This is a genomic window from Shewanella sp. FJAT-52076 (genome assembly GCF_019457455.1).
Lineage (GTDB): Bacteria > Pseudomonadota > Gammaproteobacteria > Enterobacterales > Shewanellaceae > Shewanella > Shewanella zhangzhouensis.
Map to the genome: position 1 here is coordinate 3,070,809 of NZ_CP080415.1, position 26,692 is coordinate 3,097,500.

Annotated in this window: 25 protein-coding genes, 3 tRNA genes and 2 rRNA genes (1 of these 30 running past the window's edge); 22 read left to right on the plus strand and 8 right to left on the minus strand. The window is 54.2% G+C overall.

The window, feature by feature from the left end:
* Window positions 1–94: 94 nt before the first annotated feature.
* The 7 genes from K0H79_RS13455 (at window position 95) to K0H79_RS13485 (ending at window position 7,582) form a co-directional block, all read left to right on the plus strand.
* On the plus strand, window positions 95–394 hold the full coding sequence (locus K0H79_RS13455) for a hypothetical protein (protein ID WP_220076145.1): 300 nt from the start codon (window positions 95–97) through the stop codon (window positions 392–394).
* A 176-nt stretch (window positions 395–570) separates the two neighbouring features.
* Window positions 571–1,995 (plus strand): tRNA (N6-isopentenyl adenosine(37)-C2)-methylthiotransferase MiaB, encoded by a 1,425-nt coding sequence (gene miaB, locus K0H79_RS13460; RefSeq protein ID WP_220065252.1) that lies wholly within the window; start codon window positions 571–573, stop codon window positions 1,993–1,995.
* A gap of 148 nt (window positions 1,996–2,143) precedes the next feature.
* Window positions 2,144–3,214 (plus strand): PhoH family protein, encoded by a 1,071-nt coding sequence (locus K0H79_RS13465; RefSeq protein WP_220076146.1) that lies wholly within the window; start codon window positions 2,144–2,146, stop codon window positions 3,212–3,214.
* Complete coding sequence (ybeY, locus tag K0H79_RS13470; RefSeq protein ID WP_220076147.1) at window positions 3,204–3,665, plus strand: rRNA maturation RNase YbeY; 462 nt, start codon at window positions 3,204–3,206, stop codon at window positions 3,663–3,665. The genes K0H79_RS13465 and ybeY overlap by 11 nt, the downstream gene beginning before the upstream one ends.
* A gap of 30 nt (window positions 3,666–3,695) precedes the next feature.
* Window positions 3,696–4,574 (plus strand): CNNM family magnesium/cobalt transport protein CorC, encoded by an 879-nt coding sequence (corC, locus tag K0H79_RS13475; RefSeq protein ID WP_220065255.1) that lies wholly within the window; start codon window positions 3,696–3,698, stop codon window positions 4,572–4,574.
* Window positions 4,575–4,634: 60 nt separating this feature from the next.
* Complete coding sequence (lnt, locus tag K0H79_RS13480; protein WP_220076148.1) at window positions 4,635–6,170, plus strand: apolipoprotein N-acyltransferase; 1,536 nt, start codon at window positions 4,635–4,637, stop codon at window positions 6,168–6,170.
* Window positions 6,171–6,340: 170 nt separating this feature from the next.
* Entirely contained in the window at window positions 6,341–7,582 is a 1,242-nt protein-coding gene (locus tag K0H79_RS13485) for an EAL domain-containing protein (RefSeq protein ID WP_220076149.1), read from the plus strand.
* A gap of 14 nt (window positions 7,583–7,596) precedes the next feature.
* Here K0H79_RS13485 and K0H79_RS13490 read toward each other — a convergent pair whose 3' ends face one another.
* Window positions 7,597–8,097: a zinc ribbon-containing protein gene (locus K0H79_RS13490; RefSeq protein ID WP_011760690.1), complete on the minus strand. Its 501-nt coding sequence runs from the start codon at window positions 8,095–8,097 to the stop codon at window positions 7,597–7,599.
* A 119-nt stretch (window positions 8,098–8,216) separates the two neighbouring features.
* On the opposite strand from K0H79_RS13490, the gene leuS reads away from it, so the two are divergent.
* The 14 genes from leuS (at window position 8,217) to lipA (ending at window position 22,121) form a co-directional block, all read left to right on the plus strand.
* Window positions 8,217–10,796: a leucine--tRNA ligase gene (leuS, locus tag K0H79_RS13495; protein ID WP_220076150.1), complete on the plus strand. Its 2,580-nt coding sequence runs from the start codon at window positions 8,217–8,219 to the stop codon at window positions 10,794–10,796.
* Between the two features lie 95 nt (window positions 10,797–10,891).
* Window positions 10,892–11,386, plus strand: a complete 495-nt coding sequence (lptE, locus tag K0H79_RS13500; RefSeq protein ID WP_220076151.1) for an LPS assembly lipoprotein LptE — start codon at window positions 10,892–10,894, stop codon at window positions 11,384–11,386.
* Window positions 11,386–12,414, plus strand: a complete 1,029-nt coding sequence (holA, locus tag K0H79_RS13505) for a DNA polymerase III subunit delta (RefSeq protein ID WP_220076152.1) — start codon at window positions 11,386–11,388, stop codon at window positions 12,412–12,414. The genes lptE and holA overlap by 1 nt, the downstream gene beginning before the upstream one ends.
* 1 nt (window position 12,415) lies before the next feature.
* Window positions 12,416–13,066 (plus strand): nicotinate-nucleotide adenylyltransferase, encoded by a 651-nt coding sequence (gene nadD / locus K0H79_RS13510; RefSeq protein WP_220076153.1) that lies wholly within the window; start codon window positions 12,416–12,418, stop codon window positions 13,064–13,066.
* A 72-nt stretch (window positions 13,067–13,138) separates the two neighbouring features.
* Window positions 13,139–13,465, plus strand: a complete 327-nt coding sequence (rsfS, locus tag K0H79_RS13515) for a ribosome silencing factor (RefSeq protein WP_011760695.1) — start codon at window positions 13,139–13,141, stop codon at window positions 13,463–13,465.
* The gene (gene rlmH / locus K0H79_RS13520) at window positions 13,465–13,935 is read left to right on the plus strand and encodes a 23S rRNA (pseudouridine(1915)-N(3))-methyltransferase RlmH (RefSeq protein ID WP_011760696.1); all 471 of its coding nucleotides are present in this window, start codon (window positions 13,465–13,467) and stop codon (window positions 13,933–13,935) included. The genes rsfS and rlmH overlap by 1 nt, the downstream gene beginning before the upstream one ends.
* Window positions 13,936–13,975: 40 nt before the next feature.
* On the plus strand, window positions 13,976–15,832 hold the full coding sequence (gene mrdA, locus K0H79_RS13525; RefSeq protein ID WP_220076154.1) for a penicillin-binding protein 2: 1,857 nt from the start codon (window positions 13,976–13,978) through the stop codon (window positions 15,830–15,832).
* Complete coding sequence (gene rodA / locus K0H79_RS13530) at window positions 15,829–16,935, plus strand: rod shape-determining protein RodA (protein WP_220076155.1); 1,107 nt, start codon at window positions 15,829–15,831, stop codon at window positions 16,933–16,935. The genes mrdA and rodA overlap by 4 nt, the downstream gene beginning before the upstream one ends.
* 9 nt (window positions 16,936–16,944) lie before the next feature.
* Window positions 16,945–17,931 (plus strand): lytic murein transglycosylase B, encoded by a 987-nt coding sequence (gene mltB / locus K0H79_RS13535; protein WP_408733351.1) that lies wholly within the window; start codon window positions 16,945–16,947, stop codon window positions 17,929–17,931.
* On the plus strand, window positions 17,915–18,751 hold the full coding sequence (locus K0H79_RS13540) for a septal ring lytic transglycosylase RlpA family protein (RefSeq protein WP_220076157.1): 837 nt from the start codon (window positions 17,915–17,917) through the stop codon (window positions 18,749–18,751). The genes mltB and K0H79_RS13540 overlap by 17 nt, the downstream gene beginning before the upstream one ends.
* Before the next feature lie 97 nt (window positions 18,752–18,848).
* Window positions 18,849–20,027: a serine hydrolase gene (locus tag K0H79_RS13545; protein ID WP_220065266.1), complete on the plus strand. Its 1,179-nt coding sequence runs from the start codon at window positions 18,849–18,851 to the stop codon at window positions 20,025–20,027.
* Between the two features lie 115 nt (window positions 20,028–20,142).
* Window positions 20,143–20,409: a DUF493 family protein YbeD gene (gene ybeD, locus K0H79_RS13550; RefSeq protein ID WP_011760702.1), complete on the plus strand. Its 267-nt coding sequence runs from the start codon at window positions 20,143–20,145 to the stop codon at window positions 20,407–20,409.
* A gap of 94 nt (window positions 20,410–20,503) precedes the next feature.
* The gene (gene lipB / locus K0H79_RS13555; protein WP_220076158.1) at window positions 20,504–21,154 is read left to right on the plus strand and encodes a lipoyl(octanoyl) transferase LipB; all 651 of its coding nucleotides are present in this window, start codon (window positions 20,504–20,506) and stop codon (window positions 21,152–21,154) included.
* A 1-nt stretch (window position 21,155) separates the two neighbouring features.
* A complete protein-coding gene (gene lipA / locus K0H79_RS13560) occupies window positions 21,156–22,121 on the plus strand; it encodes a lipoyl synthase (RefSeq protein WP_220065269.1) in 966 nt (321 codons plus the stop codon).
* Window positions 22,122–22,204: 83 nt separating this feature from the next.
* On the opposite strand, the gene rimI is transcribed toward lipA, so the two are convergent.
* Together rimI and K0H79_RS13570 are read right to left on the minus strand one after the other, a co-directional pair.
* Window positions 22,205–22,651, minus strand: coding sequence for a ribosomal protein S18-alanine N-acetyltransferase (rimI, locus tag K0H79_RS13565; RefSeq protein ID WP_220076159.1), 447 nt, complete (start codon window positions 22,649–22,651; stop codon window positions 22,205–22,207).
* Window positions 22,651–22,920, minus strand: coding sequence for a hypothetical protein (locus K0H79_RS13570; protein ID WP_220076160.1), 270 nt, complete (start codon window positions 22,918–22,920; stop codon window positions 22,651–22,653). Before K0H79_RS13570 ends, rimI begins: the two co-directional genes overlap by 1 nt.
* Window positions 22,921–23,025: 105 nt before the next feature.
* Here K0H79_RS13570 and K0H79_RS13575 point away from each other — a divergent pair, with 105 nt between their 5' ends.
* On the plus strand, window positions 23,026–23,493 hold the full coding sequence (locus K0H79_RS13575) for a Dps family protein (protein ID WP_220065271.1): 468 nt from the start codon (window positions 23,026–23,028) through the stop codon (window positions 23,491–23,493).
* 96 nt (window positions 23,494–23,589) lie between these two features.
* On the opposite strand, the gene K0H79_RS13580 is transcribed toward K0H79_RS13575, so the two are convergent.
* The 5 genes from K0H79_RS13580 to K0H79_RS13600 form a co-directional block, all read right to left on the minus strand.
* Window positions 23,590–23,666, minus strand: a tRNA-Trp gene (locus K0H79_RS13580).
* A 1,499-nt stretch (window positions 23,667–25,165) separates the two neighbouring features.
* Window positions 25,166–25,242, minus strand: a tRNA-Asp gene (locus K0H79_RS13585).
* A 23-nt stretch (window positions 25,243–25,265) separates the two neighbouring features.
* A 5S ribosomal RNA gene (rrf, locus tag K0H79_RS13590) occupies window positions 25,266–25,381 on the minus strand.
* A gap of 41 nt (window positions 25,382–25,422) precedes the next feature.
* A tRNA-Val gene (locus tag K0H79_RS13595) sits at window positions 25,423–25,498 on the minus strand.
* Between the two features lie 85 nt (window positions 25,499–25,583).
* Window positions 25,584–26,692, minus strand: a 23S ribosomal RNA gene (locus K0H79_RS13600); it runs 1,785 nt beyond the window's last position.

The window sequence follows — 26,692 nt, forward strand, 5'->3', positions numbered from 1 at the left end:
AGACAAGCCATCAAGAAGTCCCACCTACACTGAAGCAGCCACAGTTGAGTTCCCGCCGGAAACGGCATTTTGTGAAAGCATCGAGAGGTAGACTATGAAAGCGTTACTCATGACCAGCGGCCTGCTGGGCTTAACCTTACTGGGCAATACGGCCCTGGCCAGCCCCATGGAAACCATGACAGTAATCTATCGAAGCCCAGTGGATTATGCCCTATATCAACAAAAGGCGGAAATGCTGGGCTATTTTCAGCTGGAATTGCATGAAGGGATACGTCTCGAAGCGAAAACTCAGCTAAGACAAATGGCGACACGATTCGCGCAAGCCGATAATAGGCTTGTTCGTCATTCTCCAACGCTTAGCGTGCCGGAGCGAGTGCTCAGTGCCCCAAGATGATTTTGACCTTAGCCTTTAAAAGGGTATTGCCTTGGGACGGCACCACTGATGCTGCCGCCTAGGGCCGTGACTAAAAAATGCCCCGATAATTGCAGGCCAACCCTAGCCACAACCGGTTTCAATGGGTAAAATGTCGCGCTATTTTTTATATGTGGTTCCAAGAGCGACGCAAACTGATGAGTAAAAAACTCCATATCAAAACCTGGGGCTGTCAGATGAATGAGTATGACTCATCCAAGATGGCTGACTTGCTGGGCGAATATCAGGGCTACACCTTGACCGAAGAGGCCGAGGAAGCAGACATTCTGCTGCTGAACACCTGCTCGATTCGTGAGAAGGCGCAGGAGAAGGTGTTTCATCAGCTGGGTCGCTGGAAAACCCTGAAAGACAAGAATCCCGACCTGATCATCGGTGTGGGCGGCTGTGTGGCTTCTCAGGAAGGCAAGGCCATCAAAGACCGCGCCCAGTGCGTGGACATCATCTTTGGCCCTCAGACCCTGCACCGTCTGCCGGAAATGATTGACCAGGTTCGCGCCGGCGAAAAGGCCGTGATTGACGTGTCCTTCCCGGAAATCGAGAAGTTCGACCGCCTGCCGGAACCCCGCGCCGAAGGCCCAACCGCCTTTGTATCCATCATGGAAGGTTGCAGCAAGTACTGCTCTTTCTGCGTGGTGCCTTACACCCGCGGTGAAGAAGTGAGCCGTCCGATGGATGACATCATCCTCGAAATCGCCCAGCTCGCCGAGCAAGGCGTGCGCGAAGTGAACCTGCTGGGTCAGAACGTAAACGCCTACCGCGGCGCCAAACATGACGGTGAAATCTGCACTTTCGCCGAGCTGCTGCGTTATGTTGCGGCCATCGACGGTATCGACCGTCTGCGCTTTACCACCAGCCACCCGATTGAATTTACTCAGGATATCATCGACGTTTACGAAGATACCCCTGAGCTGGTGAGCTTCCTGCACCTGCCGGTACAATCGGGCTCCGACCGTATTCTTACCGCCATGAAGCGCGGCCACATGGCCATCGAGTACAAGTCGATTATCCGCCGCCTGCGCAAGGCCCGTCCGGATATTCAAATCAGCTCTGACTTTATCGTGGGCTTCCCCGGCGAAACCGCCCAGGACTTCCAGGACACCATGAAGCTGATTGAAGACGTGAACTTCGACATGAGCTTCAGCTTTATCTACAGTGCCCGCCCCGGCACTCCGGCGGCCGATCTGCCGGACGATGTGGATATGGAAGAGAAAAAGCAGCGCCTTGCTGACTTGCAGGAGCTTATCAACCAACAGGCCATGCGCTACAGCCGTCAGATGATGGGCACAGTGCAGCGCATTCTGGTGGAAGGCCCCTCCGTGAAAAACCCGATGGAGCTGCGTGGCCGCACCGAAACCAACCGGGTGGTGAACTTCGAAGGCCTGCACAAGCACATAGGCACTTTCGTGGATGTGGAAATTGTCGACGTGTTCCCCAACTCCCTGCGAGGCAAGTTTATCCGCGGCGAAGACGAGATGGACCTGCGCAAGAGCCTGCGCCCGGAGGACATCCTCGCCAAGCACCAGAAGGCTGACGACTTGGGTGTAACCCACTTCAAGCCCTGATGGCACTCACTAACAAGGGCGACTCTGGTCGCCCTTGTTGTTTTCAGGCAACGCACTGCTTTGCATCGCAGCCGCGAAACGCAGTATATTTCAGCTATAGGCGTTGGGGATTTGCCCAACAGTATGGATATTGACGCCGGAGTATTGATTGGCCAGTAAACTTACCACCATGAACCTCTATCTGGAGCCCGCAGACAGCCGCCGTTTGGCCTCCCTCTGTGGTCCCTTTGATGACAACATCAAACAGCTCGAGCGCCGTATAGGTGTTGAAATCAGTTACCGCAACAACCATTTTCAGATTGTGGGTCAGCCACGCAACTGCCTGACTGCCAATAACCTGCTCAAATCATTGTATGTGGAAACCGCGCCGGTGAAGGGCAGTACGCCTGATCTGGAGCCGGAGCAGGTGCATATCGCCATTCAGGAAGCCATTGCCCTCGAAGCCGAAGACGAGCATGAGGATCTGAAAGAGCATTACATCAAGACCCGCCGTGGCGTGATCAAGCCGCGCAATCCCAACCAGAGCCAGTATGTGGTCAACATAGTGCACCACGACATTACCTTTGGTATTGGCCCCGCGGGTACCGGTAAAACCTACCTTGCCGTAGCTGCCGCAGTGGATGCGCTTGAGCGCCAGGAAATCCGTCGGATCCTGCTGACCCGCCCTGCCGTGGAAGCCGGTGAGAAGCTGGGCTTCTTGCCCGGTGATTTGAGCCAGAAAGTCGACCCTTATCTGCGCCCACTGTACGACGCTCTGTTCGAAATGCTCGGCTTTGAAAAGGTAGAACGTCTGATTGAGCGCAGCGTGATTGAAATCGCACCGCTGGCCTACATGCGTGGCCGCACCCTGAACGATGCCTTTATTATTCTGGACGAGAGCCAAAACACCACGGTGGAGCAGATGAAGATGTTTCTCACCCGTATCGGCTTTAACTCCAAGGCGGTGATCACCGGCGACATCACCCAGATTGACCTGCCCAAACATCAAAAGTCCGGTCTGCGCCATGCCATCGAAGTGCTGGGCGATGTGAATGAAATCAGCTTTAACTTCTTCCAGTCCAAAGACGTGGTGCGCCACCCTGTGGTCGCCCGTATTGTCGAGGCATACGAAGAGTTCGAAGCCAAACAGCAGGCCAGCAAGGGCCGTCACGACAGCCAGTATCGTCTGGCAGATAGCCCACAGGCGGACAACGCCGAAGGAGAGCCCCATGGCGCTTGAGCTGGCGTTGGATCTGCAATTTGCCGTGAATCCCGGAAATTTGCCCTCAGAAGCAGAGTTTGAGACCTGGGTACGTGTTGCCCTTGGCGATACCCTCGATGAAGCTGAGCTGACCATTCGCATTGTGGATGCCGACGAGAGTCAGCAGCTTAATCGCGACTACCGCGGCAAGGACAAACCCACCAATGTATTGTCGTTCCCCTTTGAGGCGCCTCCCGGAATGGAGCTGCCTCTGCTTGGGGATCTTGTCATTTGTGCCTCTGTCGTTGAAAATGAGGCCCTTGAGCAACATAAGGCCCTCGAGGCCCACTGGGCTCAGATGGTTGTACATGGTTGCCTGCATCTGCTAGGTTATGACCATATTGAAGACGCCGAAGCTGAAGAAATGGAAGCGCTGGAAACCACGCTTCTGACCGGCCTCGGTTACCCCGATCCCTATAAGGAGCAATAATCGGCCCTTTATTGAGCCGTGAAAATCACTATGAGTGACGACATACCCCCGAGTAGCAACGCCCAAAAGAAAGGCTGGTTTGAACGCGTTAGTCAGTTATTCCAGGGCGAACCTCAAAATCGTGACGATCTGGTGGAAGTGATCCACGATGCCGAGCAACGCGACCTCATCACCGAAGACACCCGTGAAATGATCCAGGGTGTACTGGAAGTCTCAGACCTGCGTGTCAGGGACATCATGATCCCCCGCGCCCAGATTGTGGCCATTAAAATCGACAGCACAGTGGAAGAACTGCTGGCCACCGTCATAGGGTCGGCCCATTCACGCTTCCCCGTAGTAAACGACGATAAAGACCACATCGAAGGCATACTGCTGGCAAAGGATCTGATCAAGTACGGATTTAATAACAGTGATGAACCCTTCGCGCTGGAGAAGGTGATCCGCCCTGCCGTGGTGGTGCCCGAAAGCAAGCGCGTAGATGTGCTACTCAAGGAGTTTCGCTCCCAACGTTACCATATGGCCATTGTCGTGGATGAATACGGCGGTGTTTCCGGTCTGGTAACCATCGAGGATATTCTCGAAGAAATCGTGGGTGAAATCGAAGATGAATTCGACCACGACAGTGTAGAAGAGACCGAAATCCGCAAGGTCAACAACACAGTATTTATGGTCAAGGCGCTGACGGCGATTGAAGACTTCAACGAAGAATTCGGTACCGACTTCTCCGACGAAGAATTTGATACTGTTGGCGGTATGGTGGCCCATGCCTTTGGTCACTTGCCCGAACGTAATGAACAAATCAGTATCGGCGGCATCGAGTTCAAAGTGATCAGTGCCGACACACGGCGTCTTATTCAGCTGAGGGTCAAGTTTCCCGACCCGGAGCAGGCTGAGATAGCCGAGATCTGAGTTTCCCCGGAACGGGCCTTCAAGGCCCGTTTTTTCCTGTCTATGGATGATTGACTGCAATTGGACTTGAATGCAATCGCCGGCCGCAGCTGGCCCCGACTCCTGCTGGCGTTTCTCGCCGGTGCCTCCACCTCACTCGCTTTTGCTCCTTATTCGCTGTGGCCCGTTTATCCGGTTGCAGTAGCTCTGTCGCTGTGGCTGGCACAGGGGCTGTCTCCCAAGGCTGCATTTGGCCATTGGTTCAGTTTTGGCTTTGGCAGCTTTGCCTTTGGGATCAGTTGGGTACACGTCAGCATTGACAGATTTGGCGGTCTGCCGCTGGTCGTTTCGCTGTCATTGATGGCACTGCTGGCGCTCTATCTTGCACTCTACCCTGCGCTGGCGGGCATGCTTTACGCCCGATTAAAGACTGCCCATGCCTTGCCCAACCTGCTACTGCTGTTCCCTGCATTGTGGATATTGACTGAGTGGGCACGGGGATGGGTGCTGACGGGCTTCCCCTGGCTCTGGGCGGGATACAGTCAGACCGATGGCCCTCTGTTGCCACTGGCGGCTTTTATCGGTGTACAGGGAATAGGCGCGCTCATTCTGGTCTGTGCCGGCGCTATGGCACTGCTGGCTCAAAAACGCTGGGTACCGTTAACACTGCTGTTGCCACTGCTGGCCCTACTGGTGTACACGGCCAATCAGTTTCCTCAGGTACAGCGCAGTGGCGACACCGTTAAGGTGTTGCTGGTGCAGGGCAATATCCCACAGAGCATGAAATGGGAACCCGAGCAGCTTTGGCCTACCATGCTCAAGTATATGGATTTGAGTCGCCCACACGCAGATGCCGATATCATTCTGTGGCCCGAGGCCGCTATTCCAGCTCCCGAAGCCATGGTGGCGGATTTTCTGGATAACGCCAACCGGGTTGCCAACCTCAACAACAATGCCATTATTACCGGGATCATCAGCCATCAGGATAATCATTGGTATAACTCGCTCATCGTGCTGGGTAATCATCACGAAAAAGTGCAGCAGGAGCCTGACTATGAGGCCAATGGCACCAACAGGTTCCGCAAGCACCATTTGCTGCCCATCGGTGAGTTTGTGCCTTTTGAGTCCCTGTTGAGGCCCCTGGCGCCTTTCTTCAACCTGCCCATGTCGTCTTTCAGCCGTGGTGATTATCAGCAGCCGAATCTGACTGCGGCCGGTTTTCAGCTGGCACCTGCCATTTGCTATGAAATTGCCTTTCCTGAGCAATTGCGTGAAAACGTGACAGCACAAACCGATCTGCTGCTCACGGTATCCAACGACGCCTGGTTTGGTGAGTCCAACGGCCCGCTGCAACACATGGAGATAGCCCGCATGCGCTCAGCAGAGCTGGGCCGCCCCTTACTTCGCGCCACCAATAATGGCGTTACGGCCGTGGTGGATGAATTTGGCCACATCGCTGCTGCCGTGCCGCAGTTTGAAACCCAGGTGCTGAAAACCGATGTTGCCCTGACCCGGGGCGTCACCCTGTTCGCCCGCACCGGGCACCTGCCTCTTTATCTGCTCTGTCTCTTCATCGTACTGGCTGCATGGGGTTACAGACGCAAACAAGCGTGCTGATACGTCGAACGCACGCCTTCCCGCCCTGAACAGTGGGCTCCAATTAATTGGGGCCCACTGTTTCTCCCTAAAATCATTCTGTTTTGTGAAAACAACCAGGTTTTTTGCTTGCCTGAAACCACATCGGGACTAGGCTTATTTAAAGGTAAGTCTCCAGGGGGCAAAGGGACATGCTCGGGCAACAACAGATCCTGATAATCGACGATTCTGAAGCCATTTTGATGGTGGTAAAAACCATGCTTTCGCGCATGGGGTTTGAAAAAATCACCACCATGACATCGGCCACCAAGGCACTTGCCGTTGTGGGGCTGGAGCCTGCGCGTTTCCAAATCATACTCACTGACCTTCGAATGCCGGAAACCGACGGCTTGGACGTACTGAGAAAACTTGGCGAAATGGGCTTCAAAGGCGCCGTGGCCATCATTTCTGAAATGGACAGGCGCATCATCAACCTCGCAGCCGACATAGCCCGGCGCCATCGACTTCACATGATTGGCTGCATTTGCAAACCGGTGCAACTGGACGACCTATCGGCGCTGGTTGAGAAAGCCACTGAGCTGCGTGTCACCCTTGAACCCCCTGCGCAGCTTCTGACCCATGAGCAAGTTCAGGCCGCCTTTAACCAAATTCAGGTAATCCCTTATTATCAACCCAAGGTGGATTTGAACAGGTGTCAGGTTGTAGGTGTGGAAGCGCTGGCGCGCATTCGCTTACCGGGCGAAGTCAATGCCTTGAGACCCTGTCGCTTTATGCCGGTCATACAGGAATATGGCATGTTGCCGCAGCTGTCCCAACGCATGTTGCAGCAGGCATGCAAAGACTTACCCACCATAAAATCCATCCTCGGCAACGACATCAAAGTCAGTTTGAACATCAGTCCGGAAGAGCTTGAGAATACTTATCTGGCAGACAGTCTGGAGCATATCTGGCGCAAGAGTGGTGCCAGCAATGATTCGCTGGTGCTTGAAATCACAGAAGAGCATTACATACACAACAGTGCACAGCTCGAGTCCCTGAATCGGTTGCGTCTGAGAGGCTTTGGATTATCGCTGGACGACTTTGGCACCGGCTTTACCAATATCAATCAACTGCGAGATTTGCCCTACACCGAAGTTAAAATCGATCGTTCACTGATTATCAATATTCACAGAGACAGCTTTTGTCAGGCCATTTTGAACGGCCTGGTTGAAATTGCACGCCAGTTGGGAATTACTCTGGTGGCCGAAGGTATAGAGCACATGGATGAACTCAAATACCTGATGCAGACCTACCCTGCACTGGTACTGCAGGGATACCTCATCAGCCTGCCCCGCTCACTCGACACCCTGAATACCTGGCACAAGGGCTGGCAGCATCAATTTGGCAAGCGGGCCCATATCCATCGGCATCAGCCCCCCGCCAACGAAGACTGAAGACCCGCTGAAAACTAAGGCGCCAGCGCCTCGCGAATAAACTCATCGTTATCACACTCAGGGCAATCAGGCACGACCGACGGGAACTCGATGTCCATTCCATGGCCGCAACTGGTGCACACCATACGTCCCTGACTGATAATTTCCCCGCTCTGGTAATAACCGTGATGTTTAAAATCCTGAGCCAGTTCATGCCATTGCACCTGACTTCTGTCAGTGATCTCAGAGAGCCAATGCCAGAGGGTGTTTTCGATGGCAATAAATGACGGACTGTGAGTCAGAGAGCTTTCGTTTTTTTCCTGTAAAAAGGCGGCTATATCGCGCCTCAAAAATTCCAGTGCCAGCGCCAGTTCTTCTTCATCGGCCTGGGCCTTAAGACGCCCAAACGCCTCGCCGGAGGTCATTAGCCGGAACAGATTCTTGGCGTTCAACTCGGGGTTTGCCTCAAAGTGGGTGGCCAAATCCTTAATAAGATCCTGATACAGGGCCAGTAATTGCGTGCTTCTGCTGGTCATCGTCAATACTCCTTCAAGGGAACCTTTTTAATGAACCGCTTCTGGTTTATTCTATGCAGATCCCGCAGCGCAGACCAAGCGCGTGATCAAACAAACAGGCGGCAATGCCGGAAAAATTGATGCAAGAGCAATACATCCATTCGGAAATCGAGGCTGAGGTACAAAAGTACTGGGCCGATAACAAAACCTTTGAAGTCACTGAAGATCCTGCGAAAGAGAAGTTCTATTGCCTCTCTATGTTCCCCTATCCTTCCGGCCGACTTCACATGGGTCATGTGCGTAACTACACCATAGGTGATGTAGTTGCCCGTTTCCAGCGTCTGCAGGGCAAGAACGTACTTCAGCCCATCGGTTGGGATGCCTTCGGCCTGCCAGCCGAAAACGCGGCCATCAAAAATGCCACCGCGCCGGCCCCCTGGACCTACGAAAACATCGATTACATGAAAAACCAGCTGAAAATGCTGGGTTTTGGCTACGACTGGAGCCGTGAAATCGCCACCTGTACCCCGGAATACTACCGTTGGGAGCAGTGGTTCTTCACCAAGCTGTATGAAAAAGGTCTGGTTTATAAGAAGACCTCAGCGGTGAACTGGTGTCCGAACGACCAGACTGTACTGGCCAACGAGCAGGTGCAGGACGGTTGCTGCTGGCGCTGTGACACTCCGGTTGAGCAAAAAGAAATTCCGCAGTGGTTTATCAAAATCACCGCCTATGCCGAAGAGCTTTTGAACGACATCGACACCCTCGAAGGTTGGCCTGAGCAGGTCAAGACCATGCAGCGCAACTGGATTGGTCGCTCCGAAGGCGTGGAAATGACCTTCAAGGTCAAAGATTCTGACGACAGCTTCGACATCTACACCACCCGCCCGGACACTGTGATGGGCGTGACCTATGTGGCCATTGCTGCCGGTCACCCACTGGCCGAGAAAGCCGCGCTAAACAATCCAGAGCTGGCTGCCTTCGTTGAAGAGTGCAAGCAAAGCGGCACCTCTGAGGCCGAGCTTGCCACCATGGAGAAGAAAGGCGTGGCCACTGGCCTGTACGCCATTCACCCCCTGACCGGCGAAGAAGTGCCGGTATGGGCCGCCAACTTCGTGCTGATGAACTATGGCACCGGCGCCGTGATGTCGGTTCCTGCCCACGACCAGCGTGACTACGAATTTGCCAAGAAATACGGTCTGGCACTCAAGGCCGTAATCAAGCCTGCCGACGGCGAAGTGGATATCTCTGAAGCCGCCTACACCGAAAAAGGCGTTCTGTTTAACTCAGGTGAGTTCGACAGTTTGGACTTTGACGGTGCTTTCAATGCCATCGCCGACAAGCTGGCTGCCGAAGGCAAGGGCAAGCGTCAGGTGAACTTCCGTCTGCGTGACTGGGGTGTAAGCCGTCAGCGTTACTGGGGCGCCCCTATCCCTATGGTCACTCTGGAAGATGGCACTGTGATGCCAACCCCAGAAGACCAGCTGCCGGTTATTCTGCCGGAAGATGTGGTAATGGACGGCGTGCAAAGTCCCATCAAGGCCGACAAAGAGTGGGCCAAGACCCAGGTGAACGGTCAGGACGCGCTGCGCGAAACCGATACCTTCGACACCTTTATGGAGTCTTCCTGGTACTACGCGCGCTACTGTTCGCCAAAAGCCAACGAAATGCTGGACCCAGCCAAAGCCAACTACTGGCTGCCGGTGGATCAGTACATCGGTGGTATCGAGCACGCCTGTATGCACCTGCTGTACTTCCGCTTCTTCCACAAGCTGTTGCGTGATGCAGGCCTGGTGAACTCAAGCGAGCCTGCCAAGCGTCTGCTGACCCAGGGCATGGTGCTGGCCGATGCCTTCTACTACAACAATGAGAAAGGCGCCCGAGTATGGGTATCGCCCCTCGATGTGACCGTGGTGGAGAAAGACGACAAGGGCCGCATTATCAAGGCCGTGGACAACGAAGGCCATGAGCTGGTGTACACCGGCATGAGCAAGATGTCCAAGTCCAAGAACAACGGTATCGACCCTCAGGTGATGGTGGAAAAATACGGCGCCGACACAGTGCGTCTGTTTATGATGTTCGCCTCACCACCGGAGCTGACCCTGGAATGGCAGGAATCCGGCGTGGAAGGTGCGCACCGCTTTATCAAGCGTCTGTGGAAACTGGCCTCTGAGTACAGTGCAGCCCCGGCCACCGAAGCCCTGAATGTAGCAGCGCTCAATGCGGATCAGAAAACACTGCGCCGTGAGCTGCACAAAACCATCGCCAAGGTGACTGATGATCTGGGTCGCCGTCAGATGTTCAACACCGCCGTTGCCGCCGTGATGGAGCTGATGAACCACCTGCAAAAGGCACCGCTGGAGTCTGCCCAGGACAAGGCGCTGATGAACGAAGCCCTGTCTGCGGTGGTACGTCTGCTCTACCCCATCGCACCGCACGTGTGTTTCAACCTGTGGCGCGAATTGGGTAACAGTGGCGCCATCGAAGACGCCGGTTGGCCGGCCACCGACGAGTCGGCACTGGTTGAAGACAGCAAGCTCATCGTGGTACAGGTGAACGGTAAGGTACGTGCCAAGCTCACAGTCGCGGCCGATGCCACCAAAGAGCAGGTGGAGGCCCTGGGCCTTGCCGAAGACGCCGTGCGTAAATACACAGATGGCGTCACCGTGCGCAAGGTTATTTACGTGCCGGGTAAACTGCTCAACATCGTTGCCAACTGACCTGTAGCCTGCGACACTGTCGCCGGTTCAGGGGATTAAAGAAAAACCCGCTGCGGCGGGTTTTTCTGCTTAACAAAAGGAAGAAGCATTTCGCCATGGTTAGAACATTGCTTACCGCCATTTTGGGTTTGGCGCTGCTCACTGGCGTCACCGGCTGCGGCTTTCGTCTTCAGGGCAGTTATCAAATTCCGGCCTCCCTCAAGCAATTGAGTGTCGACAGCGCCGATGAATACAGCGAGCTGACCCGCTTGGTGAAAGATCGCCTGCGCCTGTCAGGTGTGAATGTGGTCGCGTCAGATGCCAAGGTACCCTCGGTGCGGTTGCTGCGTGACACCCTCGAGCGCACCACACTCTCGCTCTACCCCACCGGCCATGTCGCCGAGTACGAGCTGATATACCATGTCGACTTTGCCGTGGTTTTTCCCGGTGAAGAGGCCAAGCCATTCAGCGTGGAAATCCGCCGCGACTATCTCGATGACCCCCGCACCGCACTGGCCAAGAGCCGCGAAATGGAGCTGCTGCTCAAAGAAATGCGCCAGCAAGCCACCGACAACCTTATCCAAACTCTCTCGTCCCTCGGGGAGCGCTGATGCGGGTTTATCCTGAGCAGCTGGGCCGCCACCTGACACCGCTGGCCCAATGTTACTGTTTGTTCGGTGACGATGCCTGGTTGATAGAAAACGCCCGCTCTCAGTTATTGATGGCCGCGAGGCAGCAAGGATTTGAAGAGCGTATCAGCCTTGAGCAGGATAACGGCTTCAACTGGAACGACTTGCAAAACGAGTGGCAGGCCTTAAGCCTCTTTGCCAGCCGCCGCATTATCGAACTCACCCTGCCCCAGGCCAAGCCCGGCGCCGATGGCAGCGCCATGCTGACGAGCCTGATGACGCAGCCCAACCCAGACCTGCTGCTTATCCTGCGCGGTCCCAAACTCGCCGCCGAGCAAACCAACAGCAAATGGTTTAAAACCCTCGACAACGCCGGTGTCTATGTTCCCTGCAACACGCCTGAAGGGCAGCAATTTTTCCGCTGGTTAGATGGCCGCATTGCCGCCAACCGATTGATGCTGGACGGCGACGCCCGCCAATTACTGGCAACCCTGTACGAAGGTAACCTGCTGGCCGCTGAACAGGCGGTACAATTACTGGCGCTGCTTGCCGCCAATCGACGGATCAGCGCCGAAGAACTGAGCCAGTATTTCGACGACCAATCCCGCTTCAACGTGTTTCAGCTCAGTGATGCCCTGCTCGGAAACCAACAGCAGCGCGTGGCCCATATATTGGCCCAGCTCAAGGCTGAAGGCACAGCCCTGCCCATTGTGCTCTGGGCCGTGTTTCGCGAACTTGCGAGTCTGCTGCAATTGAAAACAGCCATGGTACAAAGGGAATCCTTGGCACCAATGTGGTCAAAGCTGCGGATTTGGGACAAGCGCAAGCCGCTCTATGAGGCCGCACTGTCGCGGCTGTCACTGCCGCAGATTGAAGCCATGCTCGCCCTCTCATCCACGCTGGAGCTTAAGCTTAAACAGGGCGGAGAAGAGGACTGGACACTGCTGACTCACCTTTGCCTGCTGTTTGATGCCGGTGCCCACAGTGCTCTGGTGGATACCCGAGGCTGATATGAGCAAGCAACATAATCCAAAGCGGCACACGGCACTACTTGGCGGCACCTTTGATCCGCCTCACTTTGGCCATATCAGGCCACTGCTGGATGTGCTTGAACACTGGCCAATGCAGGATTGTTGGCTGTTGCCAAATCATATTCCGCCCCACAAACCCGGCACCCATGCCAGCCCGGGGGCAAGACTTGAGATGATTGACGCACTGTGCCGGGAGTTCCCGGCATTCAGCCTGTGCGACATCGAGCTTCGCCGCGACGAGCCCAGTTACACGGTCAACACTCTCAGGCAGTTGAAGGAACTTTATCCCGACAGGGTGTTCTACTTTGTCATGGGGATGGATTCTTTTCTGTCGCTGGATAAGTGGTTTGAGTGGCAGCAACTGTTTAATCTCTGCCACCTGGTGGTGTGTGCCCGGCCCGGTTATCAATTGGCAGTCGACCACGCCATGGCAAAAGTGCTCGCGGACAGGCAACACACGGGAGCCGAGTTACCGGTTGAGAACAGCGGTAAGGTGTTAATCACTGACGTCTGGGAGCAGGACATTTCCTCCACCGACATCCGCGCTTCGTTGGCCGAGCGGCGGAATATTCGCCATTTAGTGCCAGAGTCAGTGGCCCGGGTGATTGAGACCCAAGGCCTGTACCGCTAGGCGATGTATTCTGCCACTGGCTGCTGCTATACTGTCGCGCTCTTTTTTAGGAAACACATGGGGTAATTTCGCGTGCAAAGCGAAGAACTGAAGCAATTTGTTGTCGATAAGATTGAAGATCTTAAAGCACGGGATCTGGTAGTACTGGATGTCAGCAAACACTCCAACATCACCGATTACATGGTGATCTGCTCGGGTACGTCAAAAACCCACGTCCGCGCCATCGCCGAGAACCTGCTCTCCAAGGCCAGAGAGGCCAACATCACCATTCTCGGCAGCGAAGGCCGCGACACCAGCGAATGGGTTCTGGTGGATTTGGGTGAAGTCATTCTGCACGTGATGCAGGAACAAACCCGCGACTTTTATCAGCTTGAAAAGCTCTGGCAAGAACCCGCCTGATGAAACTGCAACTCATCGCCGTGGGCACCAAGATGCCCGATTGGGTTACCCGCGGATTTGAAGAATATCAGCGCCGTTTCCCCCGAGACATGGCGCTGGAGCTTGTCGAAATCCCCGCTGGCAAGCGCGGTAAAAACGCCGATATCGCCCGCATCCTGCAAAAGGAGGGCGAACAAATGCTTGCAGCAATTCCCAAGGGTAATCATATTGTTACCCTGGATCTTCCCGGCAAGAACTGGACGACTCCCGAACTGGCGAGCGCTCTGTCCAAATGGCAGCTCGATGGCCGTGATGTCAGCCTCTTGATTGGTGGCCCCGAAGGCTTAGCTCCGGCGTGCAAACAGGCCGCAGCCCAGAGCTGGTGTTTATCGGCGCTGACTCTGCCCCACCCCCTGGTGAGGGTAGTCGTGGCGGAAAGCCTCTACCGGGCCTGGAGCATTAACAACAACCATCCTTATCACAGGGAATAGCGTGCCCTTGTCAGGCCGCTGATTGCACCGGAGACGTTGAGTGACACCAAGAAAACGGGTAGCCATGCATGACCACGCCGCTGAGGCAGCATTGTTCAAGCGGCGGGCGATATTTACCTTTCTCTGCGTGGTCGCACTTTTTGGTGTACTCCTGACCAACCTGTATCACCTGCAGGTCACCGCCTACACGGACTACACCACGCGCTCCAATGACAACCGTATCCGGGTAACACCGGTTGCCCCAAGCCGCGGCCTGATTTATGACCGCAATGGCGTGCTGCTCGCCGAAAATCAACCGGTGTATTCCCTTGAGCTCATTCCCGAAAAGGTTAAAAACATCCCCGAGACGCTGACGCAACTCTCAACTGTGATACCGCTGACTGAAGAAGCCCAGGCGGAGTTCCTCGAAGCCCTCAAATACCACCGCCGCTTTAAGCCCCTTACGCTCAGGGATAACCTGACCGAGGAAGAAGTGGCCGCATTCAGCGTAAATCAGCATCAGTTTCCCGGCGTACGGGTGGAAGCCGGTCTGAAACGCTTCTATCCCCACGGCGAGCTCCTGACGCACGTGCTGGGCTTTGTGGGCAAAATCAACGCCAAAGACAGGACCGCGCTGGAAAAAGCTGACCGCTGGCCAGACTATGCAGCCAGCAAGGACATAGGTAAGCAGGGTATTGAAAAGTATTACGAAAATCTGCTTCACGGCAAACCAGGGCACCTGGAAGAAGAGGTCAACAACCGTGGCCGAACCATTCGTACCCTGAAAACCGTACCGCCGGAGCCGGGTCAGGATCTCTACTTGACATTGGACATCAATTTGCAGAAAAAGGCCATGGAACTGCTGTCCGGGCGTCGTGGCACCATAGTGGCTATCGATCCCCGTGACGGTGGCATCATGGCGATGGTGTCGAGCCCGTCCTACGATCCCAACCTCTTTGTGCAGGGGATCAGCTCCAGGGATTACAGCGCCCTGCTAAACGACAAGGCAAGGCCGCTGATTAACCGCGCCACCCAGGGGCTGTACGCCCCCGCCTCAACCATCAAACCCCATATGGCACTGATGGGGCTGGAGGAACAGGTCGTCACAGAGCGCACCCGCATCTGGGATCCAGGCTATTGGCAAATGCCCGGTGTCGAACGAAAGTGGCGTGACTGGAAAAAATGGGGCCATGGCTACGTGGATGTTTATCATGCCATTGTCGAGTCATGCGATATCTTCTTTTACGACATGGTGCACAAGATGGGCATAGATAAGATTGCCGCCTTTATGCACCAATTTGGCTTTGGTGAAAGTACCGGCGTGGATATCTTCGAAGAGTCCGCCGGCATCATGCCCTCTTCCGACTGGAAGCGTATCCGCCACAACCAGCCCTGGTATCCCGGTGACACCATCTCGGTGGGGATTGGCCAGGGCTATTGGACGGCAACACCAATTCAGCTCGCCAATGCCACGGCAATCCTGGCCAATCGCGGTAAGCGCTTTGTGCCCCATCTGCTCAAGGCAATGAAAGACAACAGCGCCAAAATCGAGCGGCCGCCCGAAGAGATGCCCCCGGTGGCGCTGAAGAATCCCCGCAACTGGGAAATCATCAACGAAGCCATGCGTCAGACGGCCCATAAGTCGCGCTTTACCGATGCCACTTATACCGCCGCCATGAAAACAGGTACCGCGCAGGTGTTTTCGGTGGCACAGGATGCCAAATACGACCACGAAAAGGTGGCTGAGCACCTGAGAGACAACGCCCTGATTGTGGCTTACGCCCCCTTTGAGTCCCCCAAGATAGTGTTGGCTGTGGTATTGGAGAACGCCGGTTGGGGCGGTGCCAATGCCGGTCCTGTGGCCCGCGCCATGCTGGATGAATTTATGCTCCATGAGCAGTGGAAGGTGCAACCATGACAAGGGATCATGCCCGTAAGAATATCTGGCAACGGATGCACATCGACTTACCGCTTTTGCTTGGACTGCTGGCCATTATGGGGTTTGGCCTGTTTGTTATCTGGTCTGCCTCGGGTGAAGATCCCGCCATGTTGGAGCGGCAGCTGGTGCGCATGGGTCTCTCTCTCGGCATCATGCTGTTTATGGCACAGATAAATCCGGAAATTCTGCGCCGCTGGGCCCTGCCGATTTATGTCGCCGGGATTATCCTGCTGCTTGGGGTGCACTTTTTCGGGGAAATCAATAAAGGTGCCCAGCGCTGGCTGAATCTGGGCTTTATGGAGTTTCAGCCCTCTGAACTTATCAAGCTCGCCTTCCCCATCACCATGGCCTGGTTTATCAGCAAGTTTACCCTGCCACCGAAGAAGCGGTATCTGGCGGCTGCGGCAGTTATCATGCTTATTCCAACCCTGCTGATTGCCAAGCAACCCGACCTGGGGACTTCCATCCTGGTGGCGGCCTCGGGCATCTTTGTACTCTTCCTGTCCGGGATGAGCTGGTACATAGTACTTGGGCTACTGGCTTCTGTGCTGTCGTTTCTGCCGATACTCTGGTATTTCCTGATGCACGACTACCAGCGCCGCCGGGTACTGACACTGCTGGATCCGGAAAAAGATCCGCTCGGCGCCGGTTACCACATTATTCAGTCGAAAATCGCCATCGGCTCCGGTGGCGTGGACGGCAAGGGCTGGCTCCACGGCACCCAGTCGCAGTTGGAGTTTCTGCCCGAACGTCACACCGACTTCATCTTTGCAGTCATAGGCGAAGAGTTCGGTCTTATCGGCGCCATTCTGTTACTCGCCATGTACCTGTATGTGATTGGCCGGGGATTGGTCATCGCCTCGCGGGCACAAACCAACTTTGCCCGTTTGTTGGCAGGCTCTATCACCCTGACTTTCTTCGTGTACATCTTCGTGAATATCGGCATGGTCAGCGGCATTTTGCCCGTGGTGGGCGTGCCCTTACCCCTGATAAGCTACGGCGGCACCTCGATGCTGACATTGATGACAGGTTTTGGCATTCTAATGAGCATTCAAACCCACAGGCGCTTTGTCGACCGCTAAGGAATGCCGATGAGTTTTGCCCCGGGCCTTGCCTTGTTGCCAGGCCTTCTTGCCGCCAATCTTGTGCTCGCTGCCGAGACACAAATCGACACCGCCAGGGACAGCTTTATTTCCCGCCAGAGTGCGCTTGGTTTTTCCCAATCCCAAATCGATGCATTTCTGGCCGATGCCCAATATAACCCCAAGGTGATTGAAGCCATCAGCCGCCCTTGGGAGGCCAAGCCCTGGCATCTCTACCGGCCGCGTTTTCTCACCGAAGCCAGACTGAACGCAGGGCTTGAGTTCTGGCGTGCCCACGAAAGCACCATAAACAAGGCATCGGCCCAGTTTGGCGTTGAACCTCAGATGATTGTGGCCATCATTGGCATCGAAACCCATTACGGCCAAACCATGGGCAACTTCAGCGTGCGCGACGCCCTCTATACCCTTGGCTTTTACTACCTGCCCAGGGCCAGTTTTTTTCTGAAGGAGCTGGGCGAATTGCAAAAACTTGAGCAGGAAGAAAAACTCGATGTGAGCGCGTTGAAGGGCTCCTACGCCGGTGCCATGGGATTTGGCCAGTTTATGCCCTCCAGCTACCGTTACTACGGGGTAGATTTTGATGGCGATGGCCGCAAAGACTTGCTCGGCAGCCCCGCCGACGCCATCGGCAGTGTGGCCAATTATTTTCATCAGCATGGCTGGCAAGCGGGCGACCCTGTCGCGTTTCGATTGGAAAGCTACGGTGAAACGCCGCCAACGGTCTCACTCTGGCAGAGAGACCCGTTAACCCTCAAGGCCTCCGATATACTCGGAGGCGGCTTCGGCCTTGCGGACAAACGGGATCTGGATGTTGCCCGGCCTGCAATGCTGTTTAAACTGGAGCAGGAAACGCACAACGAATACTGGATGGGTTTTAAGAATTTTTTCGTAATCACCCGTTATAATCGCAGCCCTCTTTACGCCATGGCGGCCTATGAATTCAGTGAGCAGCTTAAACATGCCCATGCCAAGTAGTAAATCCTGTTGGCCTTTATTGGCTCTGACACTCGTTCTGGGCGGTTGCTCTTCCTCGCCAGAGCCAGGGAGCAGCAGTAAACCCAGCTCCAAGGGGGACAGGTATCATCAAAAACACGATGCCTACCCAGACTCGGCGCCGGATGTCAGCCAGGTTCCCGATGCCATCCCCCGTTACGAACCCTACAGCCGCGGCGGCAATAAGCCCTACACTGTTATGGGCAAGTCCTATAACGTGTTGGCGTCTGCCGCCAACTTCCGTGAATCTGGTCTCGCCTCCTGGTATGGCACCAAGTTCCATGGATATCACACCTCCAATGGCGAGGTGTATGACATGTACAGCATGACCGCTGCTCACAAGACTCTGCCGCTGCCAAGCTTTGTCCGCGTACGTAATCTGGATAACAAAAAAGAAGTGATAGTCAGGGTGAATGACAGGGGGCCATTTCACGAGGGCCGCATCATTGATTTATCCTACGCCGCCGCCTATCGCCTCGGCATGCTGAACACGGGTACCGCCCGCGTCGAGATTGAAACCATTTACATTCCTTCGCCGGAAGATGAGGCGTACACAAGCAGTAAGGATCCCAACCATTACTTTATTCAGGTTGTCGCATCCAAGGACAGAGACAGGCTGAACCGCCTGGGTAAAGAACTTGCCGCTAAATACCAGCTCGGATATCGGTTACAGGAAAAAGATACCCTCTATCGCCTGCAACTGGGCCCCCTTGGCCACGAAGGTATTGCCAGTAAAATGCTGCAGCAAATGCGCCAACAGGGTTACCCAAGTGGCTATCTGGTTACTGAGCCCAAATCCTGAACATGAAGGAACCTTCACTGCAATCCCTTGTCAATTAATGTTAAACTCGACGGGTTTCATACCGTTTACTAAAACCTCCTGAGAAAACGTGTAGTTAATGATGAAAGTAATCAAACCTAGCGCCCCAAAATCGATGTTGCTCCTGGCCATTATGTCTGCCAGCGCCTTTGCAGCACCACCGACCGTCGTTCCAGATGCCCCTTCCGTAGCCGCCAAAGCTTATGTGTTGATGGACTATCACACCGGCCAAATCATTGCCGAAGAACATGCTTATGAGCAGCTGAATCCGGCCAGCCTTACCAAGATGATGACCAGCTATGTGATTGGTCATGAAATGAAAGTGGGAAACATCTCACCTGAAGATGACGTCACCATCACCAAAAATGCCTGGTCAAAGAACTTTCCCGATTCCTCAAAGATGTTTATCGAGGTGGGCAAAACCGTAAAAGCTGCCGATTTGAACCGTGGCATCATCATCCAGTCCGGTAACGATGCCTGTGTGGCCATGGCCGAGCACATTGCCGGTACCGAAGATGCTTTCGTCGATATGATGAATTCCTGGGCCAAGCAGCTCGGCATGACCGACAGCTACTTTGAAAACAGCCACGGTCTGGACTCTGACAACCACAAAACCACCGCCTATGACATGGCAATTCTGGGTGCTGCCCTTATCCGTGATGTGCCGGAAGAGTACCGCATCTATTCCGAAAAAGAATTCACCTTTAACGGCATCAAGCAATACAACCGTAACGGCCTCTTGTGGGACAAGAGCATGAACGTGGACGGTATTAAGACTGGCCACACCTCTGGCGCGGGTTATAACCTGGTGGCCTCTGCCACACAGGACGACATGCGTTTGATTTCTGTGGTCATGGGCGCCAGCAGCGAGGCTTCCCGTAAGGCCGAAAGCAAAAAGCTTCTGTCCTATGGTTTCCGCTTCTTCGAAACCGTTACCCCCTACAAGGCCGGTGACAGCTTCGTAAACCAACAAATTTGGTACGGCGATCGTGAAAGCGTTGATTTGGGTGTCGCCACAGATACGCCTCTGACCATTCGTCGCGGCAAAGGCAAAGAGCTTCAGGCCAACTTTGAACTGACCAAACCATTGGAAGCACCACTAGCCAAAGGCGAAGTCGTAGGCCGCGTGTATTTCCAGTTGGATGGCAAAGACATAGCACAATTCCCGCTGGTAACACTGCAGGAAGTGAACGAAGGCAGCTGGTTCTCCAAACTGATGGATTACTTCAAGCAGCTCTTCGCCAGCTGGCTGAGCTAAGCCAACTCGGATGAAAATGCCACCTACGGGTGGCATTTTTTTCGCCCCCAGACCTTGATTGGGCTATAATCGCCGCCATATTTGAGGCCCAAGCCCACGACAGAGATAATCGACTATGCTAAACACCACTTTTGACCAATATCTGGAGTTTCCCTGTTCATTCCCCTTCAAGGTTGTGGGAGATGCCAGCGAGACTTTGGCCGATCGCGTGGTCGCCGTGGTTCAGCAACATGCTCCAGGTGATTACAGCCCAACCAGTAAGGTGTCCAGTAAGGGCACGTATCTGTCTGTAACCATTCGCGTTACCGTCACCAGCAAGGACCACATTGAAACCCTGTACACGTCCCTTGCCGCCATCGAAGGCGTAAAACGGGTACTTTAATTATTCTGGCGCGCCCTGTAAGCGCTTCTGTGTTACATTTCGGCATCCGCGGCGTATAATGCCGCCACGCTGAACCAGAGGGGAGAGGTAGCCCTTGCAAGCCAAGACTCTGCACATCAGACACCTGGGAAATCAGGATTATGAAACTGTCTGGCACGCCATGCAGCACTACACCGATAACCGCGATGAAAGCAGCCCGGATGAACTCTGGTTGGTTGAACATCCTCCGGTATTTACCCAGGGGCAAGCCGGTAAAGCCGAGCATATCCTCAATCCCGGCGACATTCCTGTTATTCAGGTAGACCGCGGTGGTCAGGTGACTTATCACGGCCCGGGTCAGTTGGTTGCTTACCCCCTGCTGGACATCAAACGCCTTAAAATCGGCGTTCGTCAGCTGGTCACCCACATAGAGCAAAGCATAGTGGATATGCTGAAAGCCTACGGTATCGACGCCTATGCAAAAGCCGATGCACCCGGGGTGTACGTTGATGAGCGCAAGGTTGCATCACTTGGCCTGCGCATTCGCCGTGGTTGCTCTTTCCACGGGCTGGCGCTTAATGTCGACATGGATATCTCCCCTTTCCAACGCATCAATCCCTGCGGTTATGCCGGCTTGGAAATGGTTCAGTGTAAAGCACTGGGCGGCCCCAATACCGTAAACGAAGCAGGTGAAAAACTAACCCTCACCTTTAGCCAACTTCTTGGCTATGAGCACCTGGTCCATCACCAAGGATTAGCAGAATAAAATGAACAGACCCGAAAGATTGCAGCCGGGCGTCAAACTGCGTGACGCAGACAAAGTCGCCCGAATTCCGGTAAAAATTATGCCATCCGAGCGTGAAACCATGCTCAGAAAGCCAGATTGGCTGCGGGTTAAGCTGCCTGCTTCCAATCAGCGCATTACCGAAATCAAACAGGCGCTGCGCAGCAACGGCCTCCACTCTGTATGTGAAGAAGCCTCCTGCCCCAACCTGGCGGAATGCTTTAACCACGGTACCGCCACCTTTATGATTTTGGGTGCCATTTGTACCCGCCGCTGCCCCTTCTGCGACGTGGCCCACGGCCGCCCACTGAAACCTGACGCCGATGAGCCAGTTAAACTGGCCAAGACCATCCGCGATATGAAGCTCAAGTACGTGGTGATCACCTCCGTTGACCGTGACGATCTGCGTGACGGTGGTGCCCAGCACTTTGCCGACTGTATCCGTGAAATCCGCGCATTGAATCCGCACATCCAGATTGAAACCCTGGTGCCCGATTTCCGCGGCCGTATCGATGTTGCGCTGGATATCCTGAGCACCAATCCACCGGATGTGTTCAACCACAACCTGGAAACTGCGCCGGCGCACTATCGCAAGGCTCGCCCGGGCGCCAACTATCAGTGGTCGCTGGATCTGCTCAAGCGCTTTAAAGAGCGTCACCCCAATATTCCAACCAAGTCCGGTTTGATGATGGGTCTGGGTGAAACCAACGAAGAGATCATTCAGGTGCTCAAAGATCTGCGTGCCCACGATGTAAACATGCTGACCCTGGGCCAGTACCTGCAGCCGTCCAAGTTCCACCTGCCGGTAGAGCGCTACGTGAGCCCACAGGAATTTGATGAGCTGAAAGCCATTGCCGAAGATCTGGGTTTCAGCCACGCCGCCTGTGGCCCGCTGGTACGCTCAAGCTACCATGCCGACCTGCAGGCACAGGGCAAGGAAGTCAAATAAGCAGGTTTGCCATTAAGCCTGCTTTAAAACTGAAAACGGCGCATTGGCGCCGTTTTTTATTGGGTTATCCGTGCAGAACAGGCTCAGCCGTGCTCCAGCCTTAAATCCATCAATACCGCATCCTCGCGGCCTTCGGCCGTTGGGTAATAACCCTTGCGCCTGCCAATCTCAGTGAATCCCAGGCGCTGATACAGGCCAATGGCGGCCATATTGGAGGCACGAACCTCCAACATCAGCACCTGTGCACCATGGCTACGTGCATCGGCAATCACCTGTTGGAGCAGTAACTTACCCAGCCCTTCCCCCTGTGCCGAGGGAAGCACGCAAATATCAAACAGGGTTGCCTCATCCATAATCTGCTGCACTATGGTAAATCCCAGCAGCACATCGTCCCGGTAGAGTCCGCAGCAGCGATACAGAGGACCGAAACAATCGAGCAGCGCCCCCTCCGACATCGGACGGGAATGTGCCTCAGACTCAATGAGTGCCATTTTGGGTGCATCTTGCTGACGTAATGTCTCAATCTTCATTACAAGGCTCCGCAGGCCCTGAGCGCACGCCAGAGCGCTCGCTTACCTTCCGGCGTATCCAGTTGCCCCATTAACACAGAGTGGCTTTCACCGGAACATGGTGTGAGCGCAATGAAGGACTCTTCAATCTGGCATTCAAGCTCAGCGAACAGAGGATGATTAAACATGCTGTTAATCGCCCGCTTGAGCTCAGGCGATAGAGGCGCAGGCTTGCCAACCTCACGCCAACGGGCGATTCCCATAGCATCCAGATATGCCGTTTTTTCCATTGCCCTTCCTATTTATCGAATCGAACGTTCCAATCTGTTATTTCAATTTCAAACAGCAGGAACGATTCATTATTCTGATTAAATCAAAAACAGGAGGAGACTATTATGATCAACAACGGTATCGACCAACAAAATCGCCTCGCCATCGCCAAAGGTCTCTATAAGCTATTGGCTGACAGCTATGGCCTGTATCTCAAGACCCACAGCTTTCACTGGAACGTAACCGGCCCTATGTTCACCAGTCTGCACCTCATGTTTGAGCAGCAGTATACCGAACTTGCCCTTGCCGTGGACAGCATTGCAGAGCGTGTTCGAGCCTTGGGTGTAAAAGCCATAGGTTCTTACAGCGCCTTTGCCGCAATAACCGACATCCAGGAAGACACAGGTGGCCTCAATGCCAGAGATATGATTGCCAGCCTGATAGAAGGCCAGGAAATCATTATCCGCAGTGCCAGAGCGCTCATTCCGCTTGCGGCAGAAAGTGGTGACGAAGCCTCTGTGGATTTGCTCACCCAAAGGGTCAGTATTCATGAAAAGAACGCCTGGATGCTGCGAAGCCTGTTGGAGGACTAAATCGCAGCGCGGCCGCAGCTTAAAGCGGGGAACCCAAATTAACCAAACGTCAAAAAGACGAAAGGCCGTTCATTTCTGAACGGCCTTTCTGGTATATGGCAGGGGTGGCAGGACTCGAACCCGCAACCGTCGGTTTTGGAGACCGCTGTTCTACCAATTGGAACTACACCCCTGTTGACGGAGGGCATTATGCAAAAAGCCCCCTTAAAGGTAAAGCACTTTTTAATGAAAACCGCTTGGTTGCGGCTTTTTCAGCCACAAAAGTCTGTTTATCAATACATGCAGCTTACTGCGCCCAGCGGATGCCCGATTGACGACATAAGTTGTCTCTAACATTTGTAGATTAGCCCCGAGCAAAACGGCCTAAAACGCTGTTTAATGGCCGATTAGTCTATCAAGCACCATCGGAACGTAAATGGCATAACGCCGCCTGGTACTGCGCTGAAGATGCTTAATGCTTACCTTGGTGCAAAGAGTCCAGGTTAAGCAGTGTTCCGCTCTGAAAAACCTTCAGCAACCAGTTAGAACATCGCAATGATATTTGCTTAGTTAAACGACCAAAGGGACAAACTGCATGCTCAGTTTAGATACCACACCTTTCAGTATCCACTTCACCCAATGCGCGTTAAAACGGTCACTCTGAAAGGCACCATCAAGGTTTCAACGCCAGAAAATGAGACGATACCCAGACTCATGGTTCAAAGAGCATCCGAGGAATTTCGTCTTTAAGTTAGCAGAGCGTGTGGCAAAGCAATGTGTTTGTGAATGAGAGGCAAAGCCTTTTCGGCACATGCTGTCCTTCAAGGCTTTCAGACGCCAATCTACCACTATCAGATGCCAGCCTGGGCTGCCAAAGAAGAATACGGCTGCACAAGACACGCCACGCGATCCGGTGAGGCAGCCATTCGAAGCTCTCGAAAGTGCTGCGTACTTTCGGGCGCGATAAATACAAAAAAGCCCCACTATTTCGGCGGGCACGCCCAGAGGAGGCTCTGTGTAAGTTGGCTGACGAGTATGGCGGGCCACAAGCTTACGGTAGAAAACCGTTCCAGACGTTTTCTACCTTCTCTACATCCGTGTAGATTAGCGCAAAGCTTTAGCGTAGCTGGGGCGGATTTATCCACGACGCCACAACACCAACACCAACACCAAGACCAAGTGCAAATGTTGTAAAACGAAAAAAGCCTCTGCGCTCTTGTTTACAAGAGTGCAGAGGCTTTCGTCTTTAGTTGGCGGGCAAGTATCGCGAAGCGATGTGCTTACGAGCGAGAGGCATGGATGCCGAACTGGGCTTTTAAGCAGGGACGCTGTTGGACGGGGCCGCCCGCGACAAAGTACGCAGCACTTTCAGGAGCGTTAAATACAAAAAGCCCCGCTATTTCTAGCGAGGCTTCATGTAAGTTGGCGGAGCGGACGGGACTCAACGCGCACGGCCAGTGTCGCGACCTGGAGGCCGCAGGGCTCCGTCGCGGGAAACAAAACGCAAAAAGCCCCATCCGAAGATGAGGCTTTTCACTTAAGTTTGTGGGCGAGTGTGGCACAGCCACAAGGCAACGAGCGCGAAGCTTTAGCGTAGCTGGGGCGGATTTATCCGCGACGCGACAACACCAAGTGCAAATGTTGTAAAATGAAAAAAGCCTCTGCATTGCTGCAGAGGCTTTCGTCTTTATGTTGGCGGAGCGGACGGGACTCGAACCCGCGACCCCCGGCGTGACAGGCCGGTATTCTAACCAACTGAACTACCGCTCCTTTGGGCTAGGCCCAAATTAGGCGTCTGGCAATGACCTACTCTCACATGGGGAGACCCCACACTACCATCGGCGCTGCTCCGTTTCACTACTGAGTTCGGAATGGGATCAGGTGGGACCAGAGCGCTATTGTCACCAGACAAATTTGTTAATTCGGAAAGCTGCATTACGCAGAAAATGATGGTGGTCGCTACTGGGATCGAACCAGTGACCCCCTCCTTGTAAGGGAGGTGCTCTCCCGGCTGAGCTAAGCGACCGGTATTCTGTGCTATTGAGTTATCACTTCAATCAAGTCTGGTCTCTTCAAGACTATCTACACCATCTGAAACCCATCTGGGTTGTATGGTTAAGCCGCACGAGTCATTAGTACAGGTTAGCTCAACGCCTCACAACGCTTACACACCCTGCCTATCAACGTCCTGGTCTCGGACGGCTCTTCAGTGGACTCAAGGTCCAAGGGAAGACTCATCTTGGGGCTCGCTTCCCGCTTAGATGCTTTCAGCGGTTATCGATTCCGAACGTAGCTACCGGGCAATGCCATTGGCATGACAACCCGAACACCAGCGGTTCGTTCACTCCGGTCCTCTCGTACTAGGAGCAACCCCCCTCAATCTTCCAACGCCCACGGCAGATAGGGACCGAACTGTCTCACGACGTTCTGAACCCAGCTCGCGTACCACTTTAAATGGCGAACAGCCATACCCTTGGGACCGACTTCAGCCCCAGGATGTGATGAGCCGACATCGAGGTGCCAAACACCGCCGTCGATATGAACTCTTGGGCGGTATCAGCCTGTTATCCCCGGAGTACCTTTTATCCGTTGAGCGATGGCCCTTCCATGCAGAACCACCGGATCACTATGACCTACTTTCGTACCTGCTCGACGTGTCTGTCTCGCAGTTAAGCTGGCTTGTGCCATTACACTAACCACACGATGTCCGACCGTGTTTAGCCAACCTTCGTGCTCCTCCGTTACTCTTTGGGAGGAGACCGCCCCAGTCAAACTACCCACCAGGCACTGTCCCTAGTCCAGATTCATGGACCGAGGTTAGAACACCAACACTACAAGGGTGGTATTTCAAGGTTGACTCCACGAGAACTGGCGTTCCCGCTTCAAAGTCTCCCACCTATCCTACACATGTAGGGTCAATGTTCAGTGCCAAGCTATAGTAAAGGTTCACGGGGTCTTTCCGTCTAGCCGCGGGTATACGGCATCTTCACCGCAATTTCAACTTCACTGAGTCTCGGCTGGAGACAGCGTGGCCATCATTACGCCATTCGTGCAGGTCGGAACTTACCCGACAAGGAATTTCGCTACCTTAGGACCGTTATAGTTACGGCCGCCGTTTACCGGGGCTTCGATCATGAGCTTCTCTTGCGATAACCCAATCAATTAACCTTCCGGCACCGGGCAGGCGTCACACCGTATACTTCCTCTTGCGAGTTTGCAC

Bases quoted from the DNA above. Each gene is read 5' to 3' on its own strand.
- K0H79_RS13545 (WP_220065266.1), top strand. From the start codon at position 18,849: ATGATGAAAGTAATCAAACCTAGCGCCCCAAAATCGATGTTGCTCCTG.
- K0H79_RS13570 (WP_220076160.1), bottom strand. From the start codon at position 22,920: ATGGAAAAAACGGCATATCTGGATGCTATGGGAATCGCCCGTTGGCGT.
- nadD (WP_220076153.1), top strand. From the start codon at position 12,416: ATGAGCAAGCAACATAATCCAAAGCGGCACACGGCACTACTTGGCGGC.
- rlmH (WP_011760696.1), top strand. From the start codon at position 13,465: ATGAAACTGCAACTCATCGCCGTGGGCACCAAGATGCCCGATTGGGTT.
- corC (WP_220065255.1), top strand. From the start codon at position 3,696: ATGAGTGACGACATACCCCCGAGTAGCAACGCCCAAAAGAAAGGCTGG.
- ybeY (WP_220076147.1), top strand. From the start codon at position 3,204: ATGGCGCTTGAGCTGGCGTTGGATCTGCAATTTGCCGTGAATCCCGGA.
- mltB (WP_408733351.1), top strand. From the start codon at position 16,945: ATGAGTTTTGCCCCGGGCCTTGCCTTGTTGCCAGGCCTTCTTGCCGCC.
- ybeD (WP_011760702.1), top strand. From the start codon at position 20,143: ATGCTAAACACCACTTTTGACCAATATCTGGAGTTTCCCTGTTCATTC.
- rodA (WP_220076155.1), top strand. From the start codon at position 15,829: ATGACAAGGGATCATGCCCGTAAGAATATCTGGCAACGGATGCACATC.
- K0H79_RS13490 (WP_011760690.1), bottom strand. From the start codon at position 8,097: ATGACCAGCAGAAGCACGCAATTACTGGCCCTGTATCAGGATCTTATT.
- holA (WP_220076152.1), top strand. From the start codon at position 11,386: ATGCGGGTTTATCCTGAGCAGCTGGGCCGCCACCTGACACCGCTGGCC.
- rimI (WP_220076159.1), bottom strand. From the start codon at position 22,651: ATGAAGATTGAGACATTACGTCAGCAAGATGCACCCAAAATGGCACTC.
- leuS (WP_220076150.1), top strand. From the start codon at position 8,217: ATGCAAGAGCAATACATCCATTCGGAAATCGAGGCTGAGGTACAAAAG.
- K0H79_RS13575 (WP_220065271.1), top strand. From the start codon at position 23,026: ATGATCAACAACGGTATCGACCAACAAAATCGCCTCGCCATCGCCAAA.
- K0H79_RS13455 (WP_220076145.1), top strand. From the start codon at position 95: ATGAAAGCGTTACTCATGACCAGCGGCCTGCTGGGCTTAACCTTACTG.
- K0H79_RS13485 (WP_220076149.1), top strand. From the start codon at position 6,341: ATGCTCGGGCAACAACAGATCCTGATAATCGACGATTCTGAAGCCATT.
- lipA (WP_220065269.1), top strand. From the start codon at position 21,156: ATGAACAGACCCGAAAGATTGCAGCCGGGCGTCAAACTGCGTGACGCA.
- K0H79_RS13540 (WP_220076157.1), top strand. From the start codon at position 17,915: ATGCCCATGCCAAGTAGTAAATCCTGTTGGCCTTTATTGGCTCTGACA.
- lptE (WP_220076151.1), top strand. From the start codon at position 10,892: ATGGTTAGAACATTGCTTACCGCCATTTTGGGTTTGGCGCTGCTCACT.
- miaB (WP_220065252.1), top strand. From the start codon at position 571: ATGAGTAAAAAACTCCATATCAAAACCTGGGGCTGTCAGATGAATGAG.